Below are 19,020 nucleotides of genomic sequence, written 5' to 3'. Positions count from 1 at the left end.
TCAGCCGCGCGCCATGCGGCGGAGCATCACCAGCGTATCGTCGAGGCTGCCCGGCGGGGGCGACGGGGCCGGCGGATCGGGTTCGGGCAGCGGCGGTGCGGGCGGCGGCGCCCCCTTGCGCCGCTGCGCTCCGCGTTCGAGCCGGTCGAGCAAGGCGCTGATCGAGTCCTGATCCGTATTGGCGGGTTCAGGCGCGGGTTCGAGATGGGGTTCGGGGCTGGCCGGTTCGTCCCGCTGGTCGGCGTCACTCTGGTCAGCCGCGGGTTCGGCGGCCAGCTCGCTGAGGGGAAGCGGTTCCGGTGCGGCCGCATCTGGCTCTTCGGCGGCCGGCGTTGGTGCTTCCCATTCGGCGGGAGATACCTCGGCGGTCGGGACAAGCTCCGGAACTGGCTCTTCAGGTGCGGCGTCATTATCGGAGATCGGCGGCTGGCTGAGGTCATCCGCGATCTCCGCCGGCATGTCGGGCAGCGACTCGGACGTTTCTGGCGCCGCATCGTGGCTGCGCGGCGGGACGACGATCGTGACCAGCGGCGCGACCGGGCGGGCCGGTTCACGCGGGACGTCGGGAATGGCGATCGGGTCGAAGGCGGCAAGCGGCTGATCGAGATCGGCCGGGAGCGGCAGATCGTCGCCGGGCAGCACCCGCGCGGCCGGGCTGCCGACCGCGGGTAAGGGCGGGCCCAGATCCTCGTCCGCGCGAATCGGCCAGCGCGGCGGGTGATCGGGGTGCGCGTCCGCGCGGCGCAAGGCGGGGAGGCCAGCGTCGCGGTCTCGGCGGCGCAGGGCGAACAGCGGGCCGCCATTTCCCAGCCGCCAGGCGATCGCCGACACAAGGAGGAAGGGGAACAGCGCCGCCAGTGCCAGCAGGGTGCGCCCGGTCGCGCCGACAGGCGGGGCGGCCGCCGGGATGACATCGGGCAGACCGAGTCGCCACAGCAGCAGGTCGAAGTTCACGCGCGGCATCGCGGCGATCGACGCGGCAATGATGACGCCGGCAGCCAGCAAGGCTGCGGGGATCAGATAGCGTGTCACGTCCGTGCCGGTGCGCCTTACGACCATGTGTCACCCTTGCCCGCGGCATCCATCAGCCGCCGATAGACCGGTTCGTAACGTGAAATATTTGAAGACCAGTTACGCTCCCGCTCGACAAAGGCGCGCGCGGTGGCGCGGCGGTTATCCCAGATCGTGCGGTCTGCGAGCAACGCGGCGAGCGCGGCGGTGATCGCGGCGGGATCATCGGCGGCGAACAGCGTGCCCGTTTCCCCGTCGCGGATCAGCTCGCGGTGGCCGCCGACGTCCGATGCCGCGACCAGCCGGCCCTGTGCCATCGCTTCCAGCGGCTTCAGCGGGGTGACGAGATCGGTGAGGCGCATCTTCTTGCGCGGATAGGCGAGGATATCGACGAGGCTGTAGTAACGCTCCACCTCCTGATGCGGCACGCGGCCGGCGAAGTGGATCCGGTCGGCGACGGGCGAGGCCGCGACCTGCGCGCGGAGCGCCGCCTCCATCGGGCCGCCGCCGACCAGCAGCAGCTGTGCGCGCGGGCGCTGCGCGACGAGCGCGGGCATGGCGGCGACGAGATCGTCCAGCCCCTCATAATCGTAGAAGCTGCCGATGAAGCCGATCACCTCCCCGTCAAGGCCGAGCTGCTGCGCCAGCGCCTCGTCGCGCGGGGGCGGGTCGCCGAACAGCGCCATGTCGACGCCATTGGGGGAGACCATGATCTTGTCGGCAGCGACGCCGCGGGCGAGCAGATCGGTCTTCAACCCCTCGCAGATCACCGCCACCGCATCGGCGCGGCGGACCGCCCAGCTTTCCAGCGCGCGGGTGGCGCGGTAGCGCAGCGAGCCTTCGGTCCCGGTGCCATTGCCGACCGCCGCATCCTCCCAGAAGGCGCGAATCTCGTAAACGAGCGGCAGGCGGAGCGCGCGGGTCGCCCGCATCGCGGCCAGCGCGTCGAGCACGGGCGAATGGGCATGGATGATATCGGGGCGGAAATCGCGCGCCACCGCCATGATCCGCCGACCGAAGGCAGCGACCTCGGCCATTTCCGACAAGGGCGCGCGCAGTTTCATCGACGGGCCGGTGCGGTGGAACGTGATGCCGTCGACCACCTCGGTGGCTGGCGATCCGTGATGATGGCGCGGGCCGGTGACGGCCGCCACCTGCCACCCGCGGGCGAGCTGTGCCTTGACGATCGCGCGGGTGCGGAATGTATAGCCGCTCTGCAACGGCAGGCCGTGATCGAGGACGTGAAGAATACGCATCACGGCTGGCCTGCCACGCCGGCGCTTAACGGCACGTCAACTGCCAAGGCGCTAGGCGGGAGCAACGTTTTTCGGCCCCGCCGTGCACGGCGGCGCCCCTCGGGATCGACCAGCACCGCGCCATGATCGACAATTTCGCCCTTGCGATCAGCCATGGCCTGCTGCTGCTGACGGCCTGGCTGCTGCTGCGGCGCGACGATCTCGATTCGGAAGCGCCGCCTGCCGACAAGACTCGCCCGGGACGTCGCCCGCGTGCGTGACTTTGCCTTTATCGGTTTCCTGCTCGCGTTGTTCGCATGCGGGTTCAAGCGGCCGTTCATCTTCGTATTGACCTATATCTATATCGATATCGTCTCGCCGCAGCGGATTACCTATTACCTGCTCAACAGCGTGCCGGTGTCGATGATCGCCGCGGGGCTGGCGGTGCTCGGCTGGCTGCTGGTGGACGACAAGAAGGATTCGCGCTTCGCGCCGCGCCAGGCGCTGATCGTGCTGCTCTTGCTCTATTGCTGGATCACCACCCGCACCGCCGATTTCCCGATCGAGGCCGAGGGCAAGTGGGAGTGGGTGTGGAAGAACCTGGCCTTTGCCGCGTTCCTGCCGCTGACGCTGCGCACCCGGCTGCGGATCGAATCGCTGCTGCTGTTCGTGGTGCTGTCCGCCGCGTCGATCATCATCGTCGGCGGCATCAAGACGCTCGCCTCCGGCGGCGGCTATGGCGAACTGAACCTGATGGTGAGCAACAATTCGGGCCTGTACGAAGGATCGATCATCTCGGCAGTGTCGATCTCGCTCATCCCGATCATCCTGTGGCTGGGCAAATATGGCACCGTGTTCCGGCCGGACCGGCGCGTCTGGCTGTTCTGTGCGGCGCTCACCTTTGCGTGCCTGCTGATCCCGGTCGGCACTTCGGCGCGGACCGGCCTGTTGTGCATCGGCCTGCTCGCGGTGCTGATGCTGCGCGAAGTGAAACGCAAGGTGCTGTACCTCGCGGCGCTGGGGCTGATCGGCGTTGCCGCCATCCCGTTCCTGCCGAGCGCGTTCAGCGAGCGGATGGGGACGATCAAGACCTATCAGGCGGACGAATCCGCCTCCACCCGCATCGCCGTGTGGAAGTGGACGATGGACTATGTGAAGGACCATCCGTTCGGCGGCGGGTTCGAGGCCTATCGCCAGAACCGGATCCGCTACGACACGGTTTCGGTCGAGGGCGAAGGCCCGCATCGCACCGTCCAGCGCAACCTGACGGTGGACAAGAGCCGCGCCTATCATTCGAGCTATTTCGAGATGCTGGGCGAGCAGGGTTATCCCGGGCTGGCGATCTGGCTGCTGATCAATGTCATCGGGCTGGTGCGGATGGAGGTGCTGCGGCGGCGCTATCGCGAGGGCGCGTTCGCCTGGGCCGGGAGCCTGGCGGGCGCGTTGCAGAATGCGCAGCTGATCTACCTGCTGGGCGGGGCGTTCGTCGGTATCGCCTTCCAGTCATTCCTGTTCATGCTGATCGGGGCGCAGATCGGGCTCGACACCTATCTGTCGCGACGCCGCGGGGAGACTGCGTGGCGGCCGATGCGCCGGCAAGCGCACGAAGTCACCGCCGGCCTGACTTGACACCTTCCCCCCACCCCTGAGCGCTGCTATCGGCCGCTGCGACGTCTCGCTCACGCCCGCCCAGGCGCGCTCGCGCGAGAGGCGCGACCATCGCGCTTCTTGCTTCCCCGCCGCGCCCGAGCTGGCCGCACTTATGGGGAAAGGACCCACATGACCGCCATCGGCCACGATACGCTCAAGGCTCGCCGCACGCTGCAAGCCGGCGGCAAGTCTTATGATTATTTCTCGCTGGAAGTCGCCGCCGAGAAGTTCGGCGACATTTCCCGCCTGCCCTTCTCGATGAAGGTGCTGCTCGAGAACATGCTGCGCTTCGAGGACGGCAAGACCGTGACCGCGGAGGACGTGCAGGCCGTCGTCGACTGGCAGAAGGAGCGCCGTTCCGACCGCGAGATCCAGTATCGCCCCGCGCGCGTGCTGATGCAGGATTTCACCGGCGTGCCGTGCGTCGTCGACCTCGCCGCGATGCGCGACGCGATCACCAAGCTGGGCGGCGATGCAGCGAAGATCAATCCGCAGGTCCCCGTCCACCTCGTCATCGACCATTCGGTCATGGTCGACGAATTCGGCACGCCCAAGGCGTTCGAGGATAACGTCGATCTCGAATATCAGCGCAATTCGGAGCGCTATGAGTTCCTGAAGTGGGGTTCCAAGGCGCTCGACAACTTCAAGGTCGTGCCGCCGGGCACCGGCATCTGCCACCAGGTGAACCTGGAATATGTCGCGCAGGCGGTGTGGACCTCCAATGAGACTGGCGAGAACGCCACCGCGGGCGCAGCGATCGCCTATCCCGACACCTGCGTCGGCACCGACAGCCACACCACGATGGTGAACGGCCTGGGCGTGCTGGGCTGGGGCGTCGGCGGCATCGAGGCCGAGGCCGCGATGCTGGGCCAGCCGGTGTCGATGCTGATCCCGGAAGTGGTCGGTTTCAAGCTGACCGGCGCGCTGCGCGAGGGCATCACCGCCACCGACCTGGTGCTGACCGTCACCCAGATGCTGCGCGCCAAGGGCGTCGTCGGCCGCTTCGTGGAGTTCTACGGCCCGGGCCTCGACCAGATGACGCTGGCCGACCGCGCGACGATCGCCAACATGGCGCCGGAATATGGCGCGACCTGCGGCTTCTTCCCGATCGACAACAAGACGATCGACTACATGAAGCTGACCGCCCGCCCTGCCGAAACGATCGCGCTGGTCGAAGCCTATGCCAAGGCGAACGGTTTCTGGCGCGACGCCAACACGCCGGACCCGGTGTTCACCGACACGCTGGAACTCGACATGGGTTCGGTCGTGCCGTCGCTCGCCGGCCCGAAGCGCCCGCAGGACAAGGTGGCGCTCGATAAGGTCGACGACGTGTTCAACGCCGACCTGACGAAGGTGTACAGCAAGGCCGAGCCGAAGCGCGTCGAGGTGGCCGAGCGTGGCCATGACATCGGCGACGGCGACGTCGTGATCGCCGCGATCACCAGCTGCACCAACACGTCGAACCCGTCGGTTCTGGTCGCTGCCGGCCTCGTCGCCCGCAAGGCACGCGCGCTGGGCCTGAAGCCCAAGCCCTGGGTCAAGACGTCGCTGTCGCCGGGTTCGCAGGTCGTCACCGACTATCTCGTGAAGTCGGGCCTACAGGACGATTTCGATGCCATGGGGTTCAACCTCACCGGCTATGGCTGCATGACCTGCATCGGCAATTCAGGTCCGCTCGCCGCGCCGATCAGCAGCGCGATCAACGAGAATGACCTCGTCGTCGCATCGGTCCTGTCGGGGAACCGCAACTTCGAAGGCCGCGTTTCGCCGGATGCGCGCGCGAACTTCCTCGCCTCGCCGCCGCTCGTCGTCGCTTATGCGCTGAAGGGCACCGTCACCACCGACATGAACGACACGCCGATCGGCGAGGGGACGAACGGCCCGGTGTACCTCAAGGACATCTGGCCTTCGAACCAGGAAGTGTCGGAGCTGATGACCGCCAACATTGACGACGACATGTTCCGTACCCGCTACGGCAACGTGTATGAGGGCGATGCCAAGTGGCGCGCGATCGACGTGACCGGTTCGGACACCTACAGCTGGCCGGCCGCATCGACCTACATCGCCAATCCGCCGTATTTCGAGGGCATGGAGATGACCCCGGCGCCGGTGACCGACATCATCGAGGCGAAGCCGCTGGCGATCCTGGGCGATTCGATCACCACCGACCACATTTCCCCGGCCGGTTCGATCAAGGCCGACAGCCCGGCGGGCGCGTGGCTGATGGAGCGTCAGGTCTCCAAGGCGGACTTCAACAGCTATGGCTCGCGCCGCGGCAACGACCAGGTCATGGTGCGTGGCACCTTCGCCAACATCCGCATCAAGAACGAGATGGTGCCGGGGATCGAAGGCGGCATGAGCCGTTATGGCGAGGAAGTGATGCCGATCTACGACGTCGCGATGCGCCACAAGGCGGATGGCACGCCGATGGTCGTCGTCGCCGGCAAGGAATATGGCACCGGTTCGTCGCGTGACTGGGCAGCGAAGGGCACCAACCTGCTCGGCGTGCGCGCGGTGATCGCGGAGAGCTTCGAGCGTATCCACCGGTCGAACCTGGTCGGTATGGGCGTCCTGCCGCTGCAGTTCGCCGAGGGCGTGACGCGCGAGACGCTGAAGCTGACCGGGGACGAGACGTTCACGATCCAGAACGTCGCCGGCCTGCGCCCGCGCCAGACGGTCACCGTGACGATGACCCGCAAGGACGGCTCGACCGAGACGTTCGAGACGCTGTGCCGCATCGATACCGTCAACGAGCTGGAGTACTTCCTGAACGGCGGCATCCTGCAGTACGTGCTGCGCAACCTGGCCGCGTAATCGCGACCCCCTGCCCTCCCCGCGCGGGAGGGCAGGGGGTCGCTTCCTTCCCCTAGGGAAGGGAGAGAGGCATGAAAAAGGGCGAGGCGTTCTGGACGCCTCGCCCTTTTTTCTTGTCCGTCGTCGGTGGAGGGTCGTCAGGCGGCCGCGTGGCGGCGGCGGCGCATCATCCACAGGCCGATGGCGCCGAGCGCGAACAGGCCTGCTGCCTCGCCCGGGATCGGCGTGGGCGAGCCGCCACCGTTGACCGGCGGGCCCGACGGCGGGTTATAGCCGCCCACAAAGGTGCCGAGGTGGAACTCGCCGTTCTGCACCAGGCTGCCGAACACCGCCGAGCCTTCGATGTAATTCCCCGTCGTCGCCGCGGCGCCCGGTGCCAGCACCGACCCGCCCCATGCGGTGGTGGCATCGACCTTCTGCGCGTCGACCAGGTTCCAGATCACGTGCTTGCCCAGCCCGGTCGTGCCGCCGAGGAAATTGTCGTTGAGCGTCACGTTCGCGCCGGTGACATTGACGATCGCGGTATCGGCGCCGTTGAGGTTGAACTTGATCTCGCCAATGCGATCGAGATCGGCGCTGGTGATGTTGAACACCGCCACGCCCTGCGCATCGGGCTTCGCATCGAACGTGCCGCGGTTGCCGCTGATCGTCAGATTGCTGTTCGAGGACATGCCGCCGAAGGTGCGCGACAGCTCGCCCATGCTGCTGGCGATCAGGCTGCCCTGCTGCTTCAGGTTGACGAGGAAGGAGGGATCGCTCGCGGCGAGGCCCGAGGTCACCGTGTTCTGGTTGACGTTGGTGTTGGCGATCGTGCCGCCGACCTTCACTGTCTGCGGCGCGCCGTTCAGGTTGAAGCCGCTGTTGACGTTGCCGCCGACGACCGCGCCAGATCCGCCGTTCAGATTCTTGTGCGAGCCGTTGACGTCGCCGACCACCGTCAGGCCCGTGACATTGTAGGGCGAGGGTTCCGGGGTGCGGATCTGATAGTTGGACGAATTGCCGTTGAGGTTGCCGCCGACAAAGGTGCGGCCCTCCACCTCGGACGAGGAGGTAAGATCGCCGAGCACCACCAGGTTCCAGGTTCGCAGGACATCGAGGCCAACGATCGACTGGGCATTCGCCGGCGTGGCCATGGCGAGCGAGGCGACCATGGCGATCACCGAAACCTTCAGGCGGGACATTTCAACTCCGGGCTAACTAGCGCTCGCGCTATAATCTCGCCGCGGCTTTCGCCAGCATTTGTCGGTGGCACCTGTCCCATTTGGAGAAACGCCACCGACGGACGCGATCAGCCAAGCCGCGCCAGGGCGGCCGCAAGCCGCTGCGCCTCCGCGGATTTCTCCGCATGGTCGGCGCGGGCCTTCTCGACCGCCTCGGGCTTCGCGCGTTCAACAAAGCTCGGGTTGTTGAGGCGCCCGGCAAGCCCGTCGCGCTCCTTTTCGGCCGCGGCGATTGCCTTGGCGAGTCGCGTGCGCTCCGCGGCGAGGTCGATCACGTCGCCAAGCGCGATCCGGAACGTCGCCTCGTCCACCACCACCTGCGCGGTGCCGCCCGAGACCTCGCCCGGATCGATCCGCGCGAGGCGAGCGATCGTGGCTGCATTGCGCTGGAGACGCGCCTGCGTTTCCTCGTTCGCATCCGCCACGGCATAGGGCAGCCGCGCGCCGGGGGGCACGTTCAGCTCGGTACGGCTGGAGCGTACCTCGCTGACGAGGCGGATCAGCCAGTCGATCTCCTGCGCCGCCGCCGGATCGATCGCGCGCGCGTCCGCCATCGGCCAGTGCGCGACGATCAGGTCATGATCGCGCGGCGCGAGCGCGTGCCACAGCTCCTCGGTGATGAACGGCATGAACGGGTGGAGGACGACCAGGATCTGATCGAGCACCCAGCCGGCGACCGCCTTCGTCTCGTCATCAATCGAACCCTTGATGAGTTCGAGATACCAGTCGCAGAACTGGCTCCAGACGAACTGGTAGATGGCGTTCGCCGCAGCATCGAAGCGATATTCGCCAAGCGCGAGGTCGACCGACTGGATCGCCTTGATCGCCTCACCGATGATCCACTTGTTGACCGGATGGGTCGCCGCCGGCGGTTCCAGCGTGGTCGATCCGCCGATGCCGTTCGACTGGCAGAAGCGGCTGGCATTCCACAGCTTGGTCGCGAAGTTGCGGTAACCCTCGACCCGCTTCTCATCCATCTTGATGTCGCGACCCTGGCTTTCCATCGCCGCCATGAAGAAGCGCAAAGCGTCGGCGCCGTATTTGTCGATCAGGCCGAGCGGATCGACGGTATTGCCCTTGGACTTGGACATTTTCGCGCCGTCCGCCGCGCGGACAAGGCCGTGCAGGTAGAGCGTGCGGAACGGCACGTCCTTCATGAAGTGAATGCCCTGCATCATCATGCGGGCATCCCAGAAGAACAGGATGTCGAAGCCCGAGATCAGCACGTCATTGGGATAGCGCCCGCCTAGCGTGGGGTCGGCATTCTCCGGCCAGCCCATCGTGGCGAAGGGCCACAGCGCGGAGGAGAACCAGGTGTCGAGCACGTCGGGATCGCGCGTCAGGGCAACGCCCTCGCCCGCCTGCGCCTGTGCCTCCTCCTCGGTTTCGGCGACATAGGCCCTGCCCTCGGCATCGAACCACGCCGGGATCTGGTGGCCCCACCACAGCTGACGCGAGACGCACCACGGCTGGATGTTCTCCATCCAGTTGAAGTAGGTCTTCTCCCACGTCTTGGGGACGAGGCGGATCGCGCCGGACTTCACCGCCTCGATCGCGGGCTGCGCCAGCGTCTTGGCGTCGACATACCATTGGTCGGTCAGCCACGGCTCGATGACGACGCCCGAGCGATCGCCATAGGGCGTCTGGATCGTGCGCGGCTCGGCATCATGCTCGACGCCTTCCTTGTCGACGTGGGGCACGAGGACGCCATCGACCTTGAGCCGGGCCACGACCGCCTTGCGTGCGTCTGCGGTCGAAAGCCCGAGGAACTCGGCCGGGATCAGGCCGTCCGCGGTCTGCGTGACGTTGGCCTTGGCATCGAGCATGTTGAGCATCTCGCCCGCCTTCATGCCGGCGCGCTTGCCCACCTCGAAATCGTTGAAGTCATGCCCCGGCGTGATCTTCACCGCGCCGGTGCCAAGCGACGGATCAGCATGTTCGTCGGCGATCACCGGGATCAGGCGGCCGGTGATCGGCAACTTGATCTGCTTGCCGATCATGTCCTTGTAGCGCGCGTCGTCGGGATGCACCGCGACGGCCATGTCGGCGAGCATCGTCTCGGGGCGCGTGGTGGCGACGGTGATCGTGCCCGAGCCGTCGGCGAGCGGGTAGCGGATCTGCCAGAAGCTGCCCTTCACCTCGCGCGTCTCAACCTCGAGATCGCTGATCGCGGTGCCGAGGCCCGGATCCCAGTTCACCAGGCGCTTGTCGCGGTATAGCAGGCCCTGGCGGTGAAGCTCGACGAAGACCTTGATCACGGCCTTCGAGAAGCCCTCGTCCATCGTGAACCGCTCATTGGCCCAATCCATCGAGCAGCCGAGGCGGCGGAGCTGGCCCGTGATCTGGCCGCCGCTCTCCGCCTTCCATTCCCACACCTTGGCGACGAATTCGTCACGGGTGAAATCGGTGCGCTTCTGCTGCTTGAGCGCCATCTGCCGCTCGACCACCATCTGCGTCGCGATGCCGGCGTGATCGGTGCCGACGACCCAAAGCGCGTCCTTGCCCTTCAGCCGCGCGTGGCGCGTCAGGATGTCCTGCAGCGTGTTATCGAGCGCATGGCCGATGTGGAGCGAGCCGGTGACGTTGGGCGGCGGGTTGACGATCGTCCACGGCTCCGCGCCGGGACGCTCGGGGCGGAACAGGCCGCTTTCTTCCCAATGGCTGTACCAGCGGGATTCGATCGCGGCGGGGTCAAAGGTTTTCGGCAGCTCGCTCATGGAGCGGCCATAGCGAGGCGGTGGGGGGAACCCAAGTCCCCCCTCCTCACACCATCACCCCGGCTCCAGGCCGGGATGACGAGGTGTTATTGGTTAGCGGCCGCCTTGCCGGTCCACTTGTCCATCCAGCCGGTCACTTCGCGATACCATTGGCGCGAGTTCTTCGGTTTCAGCACCCAGTGGTTCTCGTTCGGGAAGACGAGCAGGCGCGAGGGGATGCCGCGGCGCTGGAGCGCGGTGAAGGCGGCGAGCCCCTGGGTGTAGGGGATGCGGAGATCCTTTTCGCCGGTGATGACGAGTTGCGGCGTCTTCCATTTCGCGACGTGGTGGACCGGGTTCCACTTCTCGAACGCCTGCGGGTCCTCGTAATAGGTCTTCCCGCCATGCTCCCACTCGTCGAACCAGAGCTCCTCGGTTTCATACGCCATGGCGCGCGCGTCGAAGACGCCATCGTGCTGGACGATGCACTTGAAGCGATCGGGCCACTGCCCCTCGATCCAGTTCATCATATAGCCGCCATAGGAGGCACCGAGCGCGCAGGCATTGTCCGCGTCGAGCCAGGTGAACCTGGTGGTCGCGGCGGAGAGGCCCTTCTTCAGGTCCTCCAGCGGCCAGCCACCCCAATTGTTGCGGATGCTGTCGGTGAAGGCCTGGCCGTAGCCGGTGGAGCCGTGGAAATCGACCGCGACGAGGCCGTAGCCCGCACCAGCGAACACCGCCGGGTTCCAGCGGTAGGACCAGCTGTTGTTGCTCGACCCCTGCGGCCCGCCATGGACCATGTACGCGATCGGCACCTTGCCGGTGCTATTGGCGGGCTTCACCGCATAGCCCCAGACGGTGTCGTTGTTGGCGCCGGTGAAGCTGAACCGTTCGACCGTCGGCATGTCGATGCCGGCGAGCTTGGCGGCGTTGACGTTGGTCAGCCGTTGCGGCGTGCCGGTGGCGGCGACGCGGTAGAAATCGGCCGGGGCGGTGAGCGAATCGAGCGCGATGACCGGCCCGCTCGGCGTCACGGCGACCGCCCCGACATGGCCCTGCTGGGTCAGCCGCGTGACCTGACCGGTCGTCGCATCGACGCGGAACAGCGGGGTTTCCTGCGTGTCATCCGCCGTCACGTAAAGCGAGCGCGAGTCGGGCGCCCAAGCGATCGAGCCGACCGAACGGTCCCACTTTTCGGTGAGCGACGTCATGCGGCCAGTGGCGAGATCGCGCAGCATCAGGACCTGGCGATCGGCCTCGTAGCCGGGACGGCGCATCGCGAACCAGGCGAGCGTTCGGCCATCGGGCGAGACGACCGGCTGATTGTCGGTCGCCTTGTTGTCCGCGGTGAGGTTCACCGGCGCACGGCTGCCGTCCGCTGGCACCTCGAAGATGTCGAGATTGGTCGAGGTCGGCTCGATCCGGCCGGCCTCGCGGAGCGCGAAGTAGAGCGTCTTGCCGTCGGGGCTCCACGCGACTTCCTCGGCGCCGCCGAACGGCTTGGAGGGTGTGTCGCCGACGAGGTTGCCGACCACTGCCTTGCCATTGCCGCGCGCGCCGGCGGCGGTCAGCGGCAGGACGAACAGCTGCGACCTTTTGCCGTCGCTCCACTTATCCCAGTGGCGCACGAAGAGCTGATCATAGGTGCGGCCCGAGCCGGCATCCGCCAGCTTGCGGATCATCGGTTCCTCGAGGCTGGGCGCGCCGGGCAGCCGATCCGCCCAGACCACGATCTTGTCGCCCGTCGGTGCGACCTTGAAGCCGTTGAAGCCGCCCTTGAAGTCGGTCAGCCGGCGCGGCGTGCCGCCGGTGACGGGGACGGCCCAGACCGCATCGTCCATCGCGAAATAGACGGTGTTGCCGACGATCTGCGGATCATTCTCGTCCTTCTGCGGATCGGCGAGCAACCTCTCCGGCGCGGCGCCGGGCTTCGTCAGATCGAGCCGCCACAGATCGAAGCGGCCGCGATCGGAGTCGAGATCGGTCTCCCGCTGCGCCCAGACCATCCAGCGGCCGTCCTTGGAGACGGCCGGAGCGCCGATGCGACTGAGCATCGTCAGATCCTCGATCGTCAGCGGGCGGGCAAAGGCCGGAGCGGCGGCGACGGCGAGCGCAACGAAGCTCGCGGACAGGAGCATCCTCATGGCCCTGCGGTAAAGCAGATCGTATCAGGCGCGACAATGATCTTGTCATATTCCCGGCCAGGTGCCGGGACAGGCGATCAGGAACCGCGCGTGATCTTCGCTATCTCGCGCGCGACCAGCGTTTCGACCAGTGCCGGCAGGTTCGCGTCGAGCCATTCGCGCAGCATCGGGCGCAGCATGTCGCGCACCAGCCCCTCCAGCGTACCGTCGCTGCCCGGTTCCGGCTTCACCATGAGCCGCGAGAGCGCGTCGAGCGCGCCGCGAGTCGCCTGAGTCGTCTGTTCGGACAGCAAAGCGGCGGCGGCCTGCGCCGAGGACATGCTGGCCGAAGCGGTGTTTGGTGCGGGAGAAGCAACGGGCGCATCTGCGGCCGCCGCGCCGCTGGCCGGCGCGCGCGACGGCGGCATCGGATCGCTCAGCTCAAGCACTTCTTCCGGCTCGTCGTCGTCATCAGCGATCGGGGCGGCCGGCATGGCACGCACCGCGCCACTGCGGCGCGGCCGGATCGGGCGGTCATCGCCCTCCTCCGCAATGATGCGCTTGATGGAGGACAGAATGTCTTCCATCGACGGCTCGGCGCTGACATCCCCCATGCGCGCAGTCCACCTCGTCCCAAAAACGGCTGACTATCAGCGGTTCGGTGCGTTCTCACCTGTGGTCAACGCCGGGCTCCTGTCAACCTTGCTGCTGTCGAGCGCGGGATCGAGCGGACGGGTGACGGTGGCGTTCTGCGGCGGGACGGTGCTGGTCGACGGTGCGATGGCCTGTGGCGCCGGCCCGTCCGAGAAGTCGGAGAAGCGGCCGCGCACCGAACGGTAATTGTCGGCCGAATTGTAGAGCGGCCCTGCTTCCAGCCCGAGGTCCTGCGCCTCCGCCTGCCCCATCGCGGCGAGCAAGGCGAAGCCGGCGACATATGCGTCGCGGCGGGCCGTCACCAAGGTCACCTGACTGTTCAGCAATTCCTGCTCGGCATTGAGGATGTCGAGGATGGTGCGGGTGCCGACACTGTTTTCCGCGCGAACGCCCTCCAGGCTGAGCTGGTTGGCGGCCACCGCCTGTTCCGACGAGGCGATCACCTGAAGCGAGGATTGCCACACGGCATAGGCCGACCGGGTCGAGGCGATCACCTGACGTTCGGCCGCGGTTGCATTTTCGATTGCCTGCGATCGCTGCGCCTGCGCCTGGCGCACCAGCGCGGCGGGGCGCCCGCCCTGGAAGAACGGCAGGCTGACATTGAGCCCGATGCCGGCGGAGGTGCCGCTCTGGCCGACGCCGAGCCCGGTGCCTGAGCCCAGCGAGCCGAGATAGTTCACATAATTTCCGGTGGCGCCGATGCCGAGCGTGGGCAGACGGCTGGCGCGGGCGACGCGCACGTCGAAGGCGGTGGCGTCACGCTCCTTCAGGGCGGACAGCAAAGTCGGATTGTCGCGCAGCGCAACATCGACGGCCGCATCCGCATTGGACGGCAGATTGGGCAGCGGCGGCGGCGGCTCGAGCGCGCCGGGGGCGCCGCCGACCAGACGGACATAATTCTCACGGCTGGCAATGAGATTGGCGCGCACGCGGTCGAGCTGCGCGCGGGCGAGGCTGAGCCGCGCCTCCGACTGGGCGACATCGGTGCGGGTCAGGTCGCCGACCTGGAAGCGATCGCGGCTGGCCTGAAGGTTGGTCTCCAGCACGCGCACATTCTGGGCATTGAGGCCGACGATCGCCTCGTCACGCAGTACGTCGTTATAGGCGCCGACCACTTCGGTGAAGAGCCCCGCCTCCGTCCCGCGCAGGCCAAGCTGCCCTGCCTCCACCCGGGTTTCGGCCGCGCGCACCGAATTGCGCACCGCGCCGCCGGAATAGAAGGGTACGTTCAGTGCCAGTTGCGCCTGCGCCACCTTCTCCGGCGTGGTGAAGGAATTGCCGCTGCGCAGATAATTTTCCGTCACCCCCGCGTTGCTGCCCAGCGTGGGACGGCCCGCAGCGCGCGCGATCGGCACCGTCTCGTCAATCGCCCGCTGCCGCGCGCGGCTGCCGGTGATCGTCGGATTATCCTGATAGGCCCGCGCCAGCGCCTCGCGCAGCGTGTCCGCGCGCGCCGGAGATACCGCAATCACGGCCGCGATCGTCAGCGGCATGGCAAGGGAACGAACGCGGGTCATTGCAGCCTTTGCTCAGAAGGTGAAACGTGCCGGTTTGGCGAAGCCGGGCAACCGGCAGCATTCGACATCGGCAAAATCGAGCAGCGCGAAGCCGCCTTCGCTTCGGCGACCAGCCGCAAGCCGGGTCACGCCTCGATCAACGAGGCCCCCAAGCACCCGGCCGGCGGGATGAACCTGAGTCACCAACGTCTCCGGCACCTGCTCGACCGCGCCGTCGATGATGAGCACGTCGTACGGTGCATCGGCAGGATGGCCATGTTCCAGCGGGCTCTCGACGATCGTCACGCGATCCTCGCCGCCAAGCGCCGTACGCGCCCTGGCGACCAGCGCGGGATCCGATTCGACCGCGACGACCGCAGCCACCAGTTCCGCCAGAACCGCGGCCGTATAACCCGACGCTGCGCCGATCAGCAGCACGCGGTCGTGCGACGTGAGGCGCGCCTCGGTGAGCAAGCGGCCGGTGGCGATCGGCAGGTTGAGCGAACGACCACCGCCCAGCTCCACCAGCCCGTCGCGATAGGCGAACGGCGCCTGATCGGCGGGCACGAAGCGCTCGCGCGGCACATTGGCCATGGCGGCGACCACGCGTGCATCCGACACCGCATTGGTGCGCAGCTGACTGGCCACCATCGCGGTGCGCAGGGCGGCGAAATCGGGTTGGCGTTCCATGGTCATCGTCATTCTGTCACCTGTCGCACGGCTGTTTTAGCATGGCAATACACTTACCATCGAAGTGGCGCTTTATCCTGTCGCGGCAAATGCGCCAATGTCGAAACTTGACATGGCTGGCGCGCCGCCCCATCAGCCCGCCTCCACGCGATCGAGGCCCGATGGCGGAGTGGTGACGCAGAGGACTGCAAATCCTTGCACCCGGGTTCGATTCCCGGTCGGGCCTCCAGCGTGGTATCCCCTTCTTGTCCGCAAGCCTGGTTGCTCCGGTTCGGTGCCATTTCTAGGTCGCTACGGGTCGCGCGTGCGATAAGGCCGGTGGCAGATTGGCGGGCTCCGGCGGCTTGCCCGTTCTCGAAGAATCGAGGGACCTCATGCGCATCTTTGACGGCGATTCCGATTGGCTCGTCCGCTCGCATTACTGGCTGGTGCTGGCATTCGTCCTTGGCGGGACGGGGACGCTGTTGATGCTGTGACTTGCCGGGCGTCGCGTCCGCGCGATGGGCGTTAGCGCAGCGCCATCAGCGCCATCAGCGCCATCAGCGCCTCGGCGAGCGGCCGGTCGGCGGGCGGCATGGCCAGTGCGGCCAGTTCCTCGGTCGCGACCCAGCGGATTGCCGGGGCTTCGATTGCCTGCGCAGTCCCCTCCCACCGTTCGGCACGATAGAGGAGCAGGACCATCGGGCGATCGCCAGCGCTGCCGCGCGAAAAGGCGACGGGGTGAAGGTCCGCAGCTTCAACCCCGATTCCGAGTTCCTCCGCCAGCTCGCGAGCCAAGGCCGCCTCGGGTGTCTCGCCTGGCTCCACCTTGCCGCCCGGGAACTCCCACAGGCCGCCATGATGCTTGTTGAGCGGGCGTTGCTGAACCAGGATCCGGCCATCCGCCGCGATCAGCGCAGCGGCGACCACCAGCATCGGTAGAGAAGGCGCGCTGGCGCGATGGGGCATGTCGACCTTTCCTTAACACAGCCATGCGATCAGCAGCGCATGCACCGAGGCCCTTCAGCGATCAAACGCGCGCTTGCCGCAACCCTGCGGCTTGCAGGCGATCAGCGTGGTGCCACCGCGGTCGAATATGGGTTCATCCTCGCCCTGATCGTGATTGCGATCATGGCAAGCGTGGCCGGCTTGGCGGAAAAGACGACAAGTATGTGGAACGACCTCAGCAGCAGCGTCACCGCCGTCCTCAATCCGCCCAGCCGCAACGGCCCTTAAATGTTTTTCAACCTGGCCACGTTAATTGGGGTGGGTACCGGAGCGGGGGGCACCTTCATCCGGTCGGGTGACTGAAGCGTTAGACAACCACTGGAGACCGAACATGCAGAAGATGCGCGCATTCCTCAAGAATTCCAAGGGTGCCACCGCGATCGAATACGGCCTGATCGCCGCCCTGATCGCCGTCGCCGCCATTGCAGCCATGGGCACGCTGGGCAACCAACTGACTTCGACCTTCAGCAAGGTCTCGACGACGATGAAGGACGGCGCGCCTAAATAATCGTCCGCGCTATCGTCAAAAAAAGAAAAGGGCGGCGAGCTTCGGCTCGCCGCCCTTTTCTTTTGCCTCGCGTCAGCTAAGCGCGCGGCCCATCGCGAGGAACTTCTCGCGCCGTTCGCGCCGCAGCGCGACCGCATCCATGCCGCGCAATTCCCCGAGCGCCGATTCGATCGCGTCCCCCAGCGCGCCGATTGCTGCCGAGGGGCCGCGATGCGCGCCGCCCAGCGGCTCGGGCACGATCGTGTCGATCACGCCAAGCGCCTTCAGATCCTGCGCCGTTACCTTCATCGCTTCAGCCGCGTCGGCCGCCTTGTCGGCCGTGCGCCACAGGATGGAGGCGCAGCCTTCGGGCGAGATGACCGAATAGACGGCGTGTTCGAACATCAGCACGCGATTACCGCTGGCCAGCGCAACGGCGCCGCCCGAGCCGCCCTCGCCCACGACCGCCGATACGAAGGGCACGCCGGCGGCGAGACACGCCTCGGTCGAGCGCGCGATCGCCTCGGCCTGGCCACGCTCCTCCGCCTGCAGGCCCGGGAAAGCGCCGGACGTGTCGACCAGGGTCACGATCGGCAGGTTGAAGCGATCAGCGAGCGAGATCAGGCGCACCGCCTTGCGATACCCCTCCGGCTTGCCCATGCCGAAATTGTGGCGGAGACGGGAGGTGGTGTCGTCACCCTTCTCATGTCCCATCACCAGCACACGCTGCCCGCGGAAACTGGCGAACCCGCCAATGATGGCCTGATCGTCGCCAAAGGCGCGATCGCCGGCGAGCGGGATGAACTCGTCGAACAGCCCAGCCACATAATGTTTGAAGTGCGGCCGCTCGGGATGCCGGGCAACCTGGGTCTTCTGCCACGGCGTCAGCTTGGAAAAGGTTTCCTTCAGGAGCCGATCGGATTTCGCCTGAAGCTTCGCGACCTCTGCCGCGATGTCGACACCGCCCTCGGCGCCGGTATCGCGTAGTTCGTCGATCCGTGCCTGCAGTTCGGCAATGGGTTTTTCAAAGTCGAGGAAAGTCGCCATCGCGCGGAGCTAGGCGCGCGGTTTCGCCACGTCAACGAGCGGGTGCCGTTCATTGACCAGCGTGACCAACCGGGCACGATCGACATGTGTGTAGATTTCCGTCGTCGCAATGTCGGCATGCCCCAGCATTGCTTGGAGCGCACGAAGATCTGCGCCCCCCTCAAGCAAGTGGGTGGCAAAGGCGTGACGAAGCACATGCGGGCTGATGCGATCGGGCGGGATACCGGCTTCGGCACCAAGCGCCCGGATGATCTGAAACAGCCGCACGCGCGAAATGTGCGTGGTACCGGACGGAAACAGGAACTTGTCGTCCGCGGGGACATGATCGCGCCATTGCGCGACGGCGGCACGGGCGCGGTCGGATATCGGCACCAGCCGTTCCTTGCCGCCTTTGCCCGAGAGGATGATGAAGGGCCGATCGGGATGAATGGCATTGCGCGGCAACGACACGAGCTCGGTCGCGCGCAGGCCCGAACCGTACAGCAGTTCCAGCAGCGCCGCGTTGCGCATATCGGGAGCGAGCGGCGGATCACGCGCGAGTCGCGCCGCTACGACCGCGAACAGCCGATCGACGTCGGCATGGCTGAGCGTGCGGGGAAGCGGACGACGGCGTGCCGGCTGCGGCAGCGCCGCGCCCGGATCGTCCGCCCGCAACCCTTCTTCCGCGAGGAAGGTGAAGAAGCGCCGGAGCGCTGATGCCTTGCGCGACACGGTCGACCGGGCCAGCGCGGACCAGCCGCTTGCAAGCCGCCCGATCATGTCGGCATTCGCCTCGGCCAAGCGGCCATCCAGCGCTTCCGACGCAAGCAAGAGATCGCTGCGATAGGCGGCGATCGTGTTGCGCGCGGCGCCCGCCTGCGCCGCCATCATCTCCAGAAAGCGGTCGATGAGGGCCGTATCGCCCATCCGG

16 protein-coding genes and 1 tRNA gene are annotated in these 19,020 nt (G+C 66.8%); 6 read left to right on the top strand and 11 right to left on the bottom strand.

Annotated elements, in window-relative coordinates:
• Nucleotides 1-1,059 (bottom strand): hypothetical protein, encoded by a 1,059-nt coding sequence (locus XM50_RS19215; protein WP_052742531.1) that lies wholly within the window; start codon nucleotides 1,057-1,059, stop codon nucleotides 1-3.
• Complete coding sequence (locus XM50_RS10175) at nucleotides 1,050-2,267, bottom strand: TIGR04063 family PEP-CTERM/XrtA system glycosyltransferase (protein ID WP_046409225.1); 1,218 nt, start codon at nucleotides 2,265-2,267, stop codon at nucleotides 1,050-1,052. The genes XM50_RS19215 and XM50_RS10175 overlap by 10 nt, the downstream gene beginning before the upstream one ends.
• Nucleotides 2,268-2,389: 122 nt before the next feature.
• Here XM50_RS10175 and XM50_RS20525 point away from each other — a divergent pair, with 122 nt between their 5' ends.
• From XM50_RS20525 to acnA, 3 genes are all read left to right on the top strand, one after another.
• Nucleotides 2,390-2,527, top strand: a complete 138-nt coding sequence (locus tag XM50_RS20525; RefSeq protein WP_164518821.1) for a hypothetical protein — start codon at nucleotides 2,390-2,392, stop codon at nucleotides 2,525-2,527.
• Nucleotides 2,520-3,875, top strand: coding sequence for a putative O-glycosylation ligase, exosortase A system-associated (locus XM50_RS10170; RefSeq protein WP_046409224.1), 1,356 nt, complete (start codon nucleotides 2,520-2,522; stop codon nucleotides 3,873-3,875). The genes XM50_RS20525 and XM50_RS10170 overlap by 8 nt, the downstream gene beginning before the upstream one ends.
• A 150-nt stretch (nucleotides 3,876-4,025) precedes the next feature.
• Nucleotides 4,026-6,710: an aconitate hydratase AcnA gene (gene acnA, locus XM50_RS10165; RefSeq protein WP_046409223.1), complete on the top strand. Its 2,685-nt coding sequence runs from the start codon at nucleotides 4,026-4,028 to the stop codon at nucleotides 6,708-6,710.
• A 137-nt stretch (nucleotides 6,711-6,847) separates the two neighbouring features.
• Here acnA and XM50_RS10160 read toward each other — a convergent pair whose 3' ends face one another.
• From XM50_RS10160 to XM50_RS10135, 6 genes are all read right to left on the bottom strand, one after another.
• Nucleotides 6,848-7,891, bottom strand: a complete 1,044-nt coding sequence (locus XM50_RS10160) for a choice-of-anchor A family protein (protein ID WP_156167229.1) — start codon at nucleotides 7,889-7,891, stop codon at nucleotides 6,848-6,850.
• 107 nt (nucleotides 7,892-7,998) lie between these two features.
• A complete protein-coding gene (locus XM50_RS10155) occupies nucleotides 7,999-10,647 on the bottom strand; it encodes a valine--tRNA ligase (protein WP_046409222.1) in 2,649 nt (882 codons plus the stop codon).
• Nucleotides 10,648-10,733: 86 nt separating this feature from the next.
• Nucleotides 10,734-12,770: a S9 family peptidase gene (locus XM50_RS10150; RefSeq protein ID WP_046409221.1), complete on the bottom strand. Its 2,037-nt coding sequence runs from the start codon at nucleotides 12,768-12,770 to the stop codon at nucleotides 10,734-10,736.
• A gap of 77 nt (nucleotides 12,771-12,847) precedes the next feature.
• The gene (locus XM50_RS10145; protein ID WP_046409220.1) at nucleotides 12,848-13,363 is read right to left on the bottom strand and encodes a DUF2497 domain-containing protein; all 516 of its coding nucleotides are present in this window, start codon (nucleotides 13,361-13,363) and stop codon (nucleotides 12,848-12,850) included.
• Nucleotides 13,364-13,399: 36 nt separating this feature from the next.
• A complete protein-coding gene (locus tag XM50_RS10140; protein WP_082102959.1) occupies nucleotides 13,400-14,920 on the bottom strand; it encodes a TolC family outer membrane protein in 1,521 nt (506 codons plus the stop codon).
• A 12-nt stretch (nucleotides 14,921-14,932) separates the two neighbouring features.
• Nucleotides 14,933-15,601: a protein-L-isoaspartate O-methyltransferase family protein gene (locus XM50_RS10135; protein WP_046409218.1), complete on the bottom strand. Its 669-nt coding sequence runs from the start codon at nucleotides 15,599-15,601 to the stop codon at nucleotides 14,933-14,935.
• 143 nt (nucleotides 15,602-15,744) lie between these two features.
• On the opposite strand from XM50_RS10135, the gene XM50_RS10130 reads away from it, so the two are divergent.
• Nucleotides 15,745-15,818, top strand: a tRNA-Cys gene (locus XM50_RS10130).
• A gap of 278 nt (nucleotides 15,819-16,096) precedes the next feature.
• Here the strand turns inward: XM50_RS10130 and XM50_RS10125 are convergent.
• Nucleotides 16,097-16,537 (bottom strand): (deoxy)nucleoside triphosphate pyrophosphohydrolase, encoded by a 441-nt coding sequence (locus XM50_RS10125; protein WP_046409217.1) that lies wholly within the window; start codon nucleotides 16,535-16,537, stop codon nucleotides 16,097-16,099.
• Between XM50_RS10125 and XM50_RS10120 the strand changes: the two genes are divergently transcribed.
• Both XM50_RS10120 and XM50_RS10115 read left to right on the top strand, forming a co-directional pair.
• Nucleotides 16,529-16,804, top strand: coding sequence for a Flp family type IVb pilin (locus XM50_RS10120; RefSeq protein WP_314471013.1), 276 nt, complete (start codon nucleotides 16,529-16,531; stop codon nucleotides 16,802-16,804). The genes XM50_RS10125 and XM50_RS10120 overlap by 9 nt on opposite strands.
• A gap of 103 nt (nucleotides 16,805-16,907) precedes the next feature.
• Nucleotides 16,908-17,084, top strand: coding sequence for a Flp family type IVb pilin (locus XM50_RS10115; RefSeq protein ID WP_046409215.1), 177 nt, complete (start codon nucleotides 16,908-16,910; stop codon nucleotides 17,082-17,084).
• Between the two features lie 72 nt (nucleotides 17,085-17,156).
• Here the strand turns inward: XM50_RS10115 and XM50_RS10110 are convergent, their stop codons facing one another.
• Nucleotides 17,157-18,110 carry an acetyl-CoA carboxylase carboxyltransferase subunit alpha gene (locus tag XM50_RS10110; protein WP_046409214.1) on the bottom strand — a complete coding sequence of 318 codons (954 nt, stop codon included), beginning with the start codon at nucleotides 18,108-18,110 and terminating at the stop codon, nucleotides 17,157-17,159.
• A gap of 9 nt (nucleotides 18,111-18,119) precedes the next feature.
• Nucleotides 18,120-19,016 carry a tyrosine-type recombinase/integrase gene (locus tag XM50_RS10105; protein WP_046409213.1) on the bottom strand — a complete coding sequence of 299 codons (897 nt, stop codon included), beginning with the start codon at nucleotides 19,014-19,016 and terminating at the stop codon, nucleotides 18,120-18,122.
• Between the last annotated feature and the right edge of the window lie 4 nt (nucleotides 19,017-19,020).

Origin of the sequence: Sphingomonas sp. Ag1, from assembly GCF_000980895.1 — a bacterium.
Lineage (GTDB): Bacteria > Pseudomonadota > Alphaproteobacteria > Sphingomonadales > Sphingomonadaceae > Sphingomonas > Sphingomonas panaciterrae.
The sequence above is the reverse complement of the archived record's forward strand: the minus strand, read 5'-3'. Positions and strand labels throughout refer to the sequence as shown.

Bases quoted from the DNA above. Each gene is read 5' to 3' on its own strand.
- XM50_RS10135 (WP_046409218.1), bottom strand. From the start codon at position 15,601: ATGACGATGACCATGGAACGCCAACCCGATTTCGCCGCCCTGCGCACC.
- XM50_RS10175 (WP_046409225.1), bottom strand. From the start codon at position 2,267: ATGCGTATTCTTCACGTCCTCGATCACGGCCTGCCGTTGCAGAGCGGC.
- XM50_RS19215 (WP_052742531.1), bottom strand. From the start codon at position 1,059: ATGGTCGTAAGGCGCACCGGCACGGACGTGACACGCTATCTGATCCCC.
- XM50_RS10105 (WP_046409213.1), bottom strand. From the start codon at position 19,016: ATGGGCGATACGGCCCTCATCGACCGCTTTCTGGAGATGATGGCGGCG.
- XM50_RS10160 (WP_156167229.1), bottom strand. From the start codon at position 7,891: ATGTCCCGCCTGAAGGTTTCGGTGATCGCCATGGTCGCCTCGCTCGCC.
- XM50_RS20525 (WP_164518821.1), top strand. From the start codon at position 2,390: ATGATCGACAATTTCGCCCTTGCGATCAGCCATGGCCTGCTGCTGCTG.
- acnA (WP_046409223.1), top strand. From the start codon at position 4,026: ATGACCGCCATCGGCCACGATACGCTCAAGGCTCGCCGCACGCTGCAA.
- XM50_RS10145 (WP_046409220.1), bottom strand. From the start codon at position 13,363: ATGGGGGATGTCAGCGCCGAGCCGTCGATGGAAGACATTCTGTCCTCC.
- XM50_RS10140 (WP_082102959.1), bottom strand. From the start codon at position 14,920: ATGACCCGCGTTCGTTCCCTTGCCATGCCGCTGACGATCGCGGCCGTG.
- XM50_RS10115 (WP_046409215.1), top strand. From the start codon at position 16,908: ATGCAGAAGATGCGCGCATTCCTCAAGAATTCCAAGGGTGCCACCGCG.
- XM50_RS10110 (WP_046409214.1), bottom strand. From the start codon at position 18,110: ATGGCGACTTTCCTCGACTTTGAAAAACCCATTGCCGAACTGCAGGCA.
- XM50_RS10150 (WP_046409221.1), bottom strand. From the start codon at position 12,770: ATGAGGATGCTCCTGTCCGCGAGCTTCGTTGCGCTCGCCGTCGCCGCC.
- XM50_RS10155 (WP_046409222.1), bottom strand. From the start codon at position 10,647: ATGAGCGAGCTGCCGAAAACCTTTGACCCCGCCGCGATCGAATCCCGC.
- XM50_RS10120 (WP_314471013.1), top strand. From the start codon at position 16,529: ATGGGGCATGTCGACCTTTCCTTAACACAGCCATGCGATCAGCAGCGC.
- XM50_RS10125 (WP_046409217.1), bottom strand. From the start codon at position 16,537: ATGCCCCATCGCGCCAGCGCGCCTTCTCTACCGATGCTGGTGGTCGCC.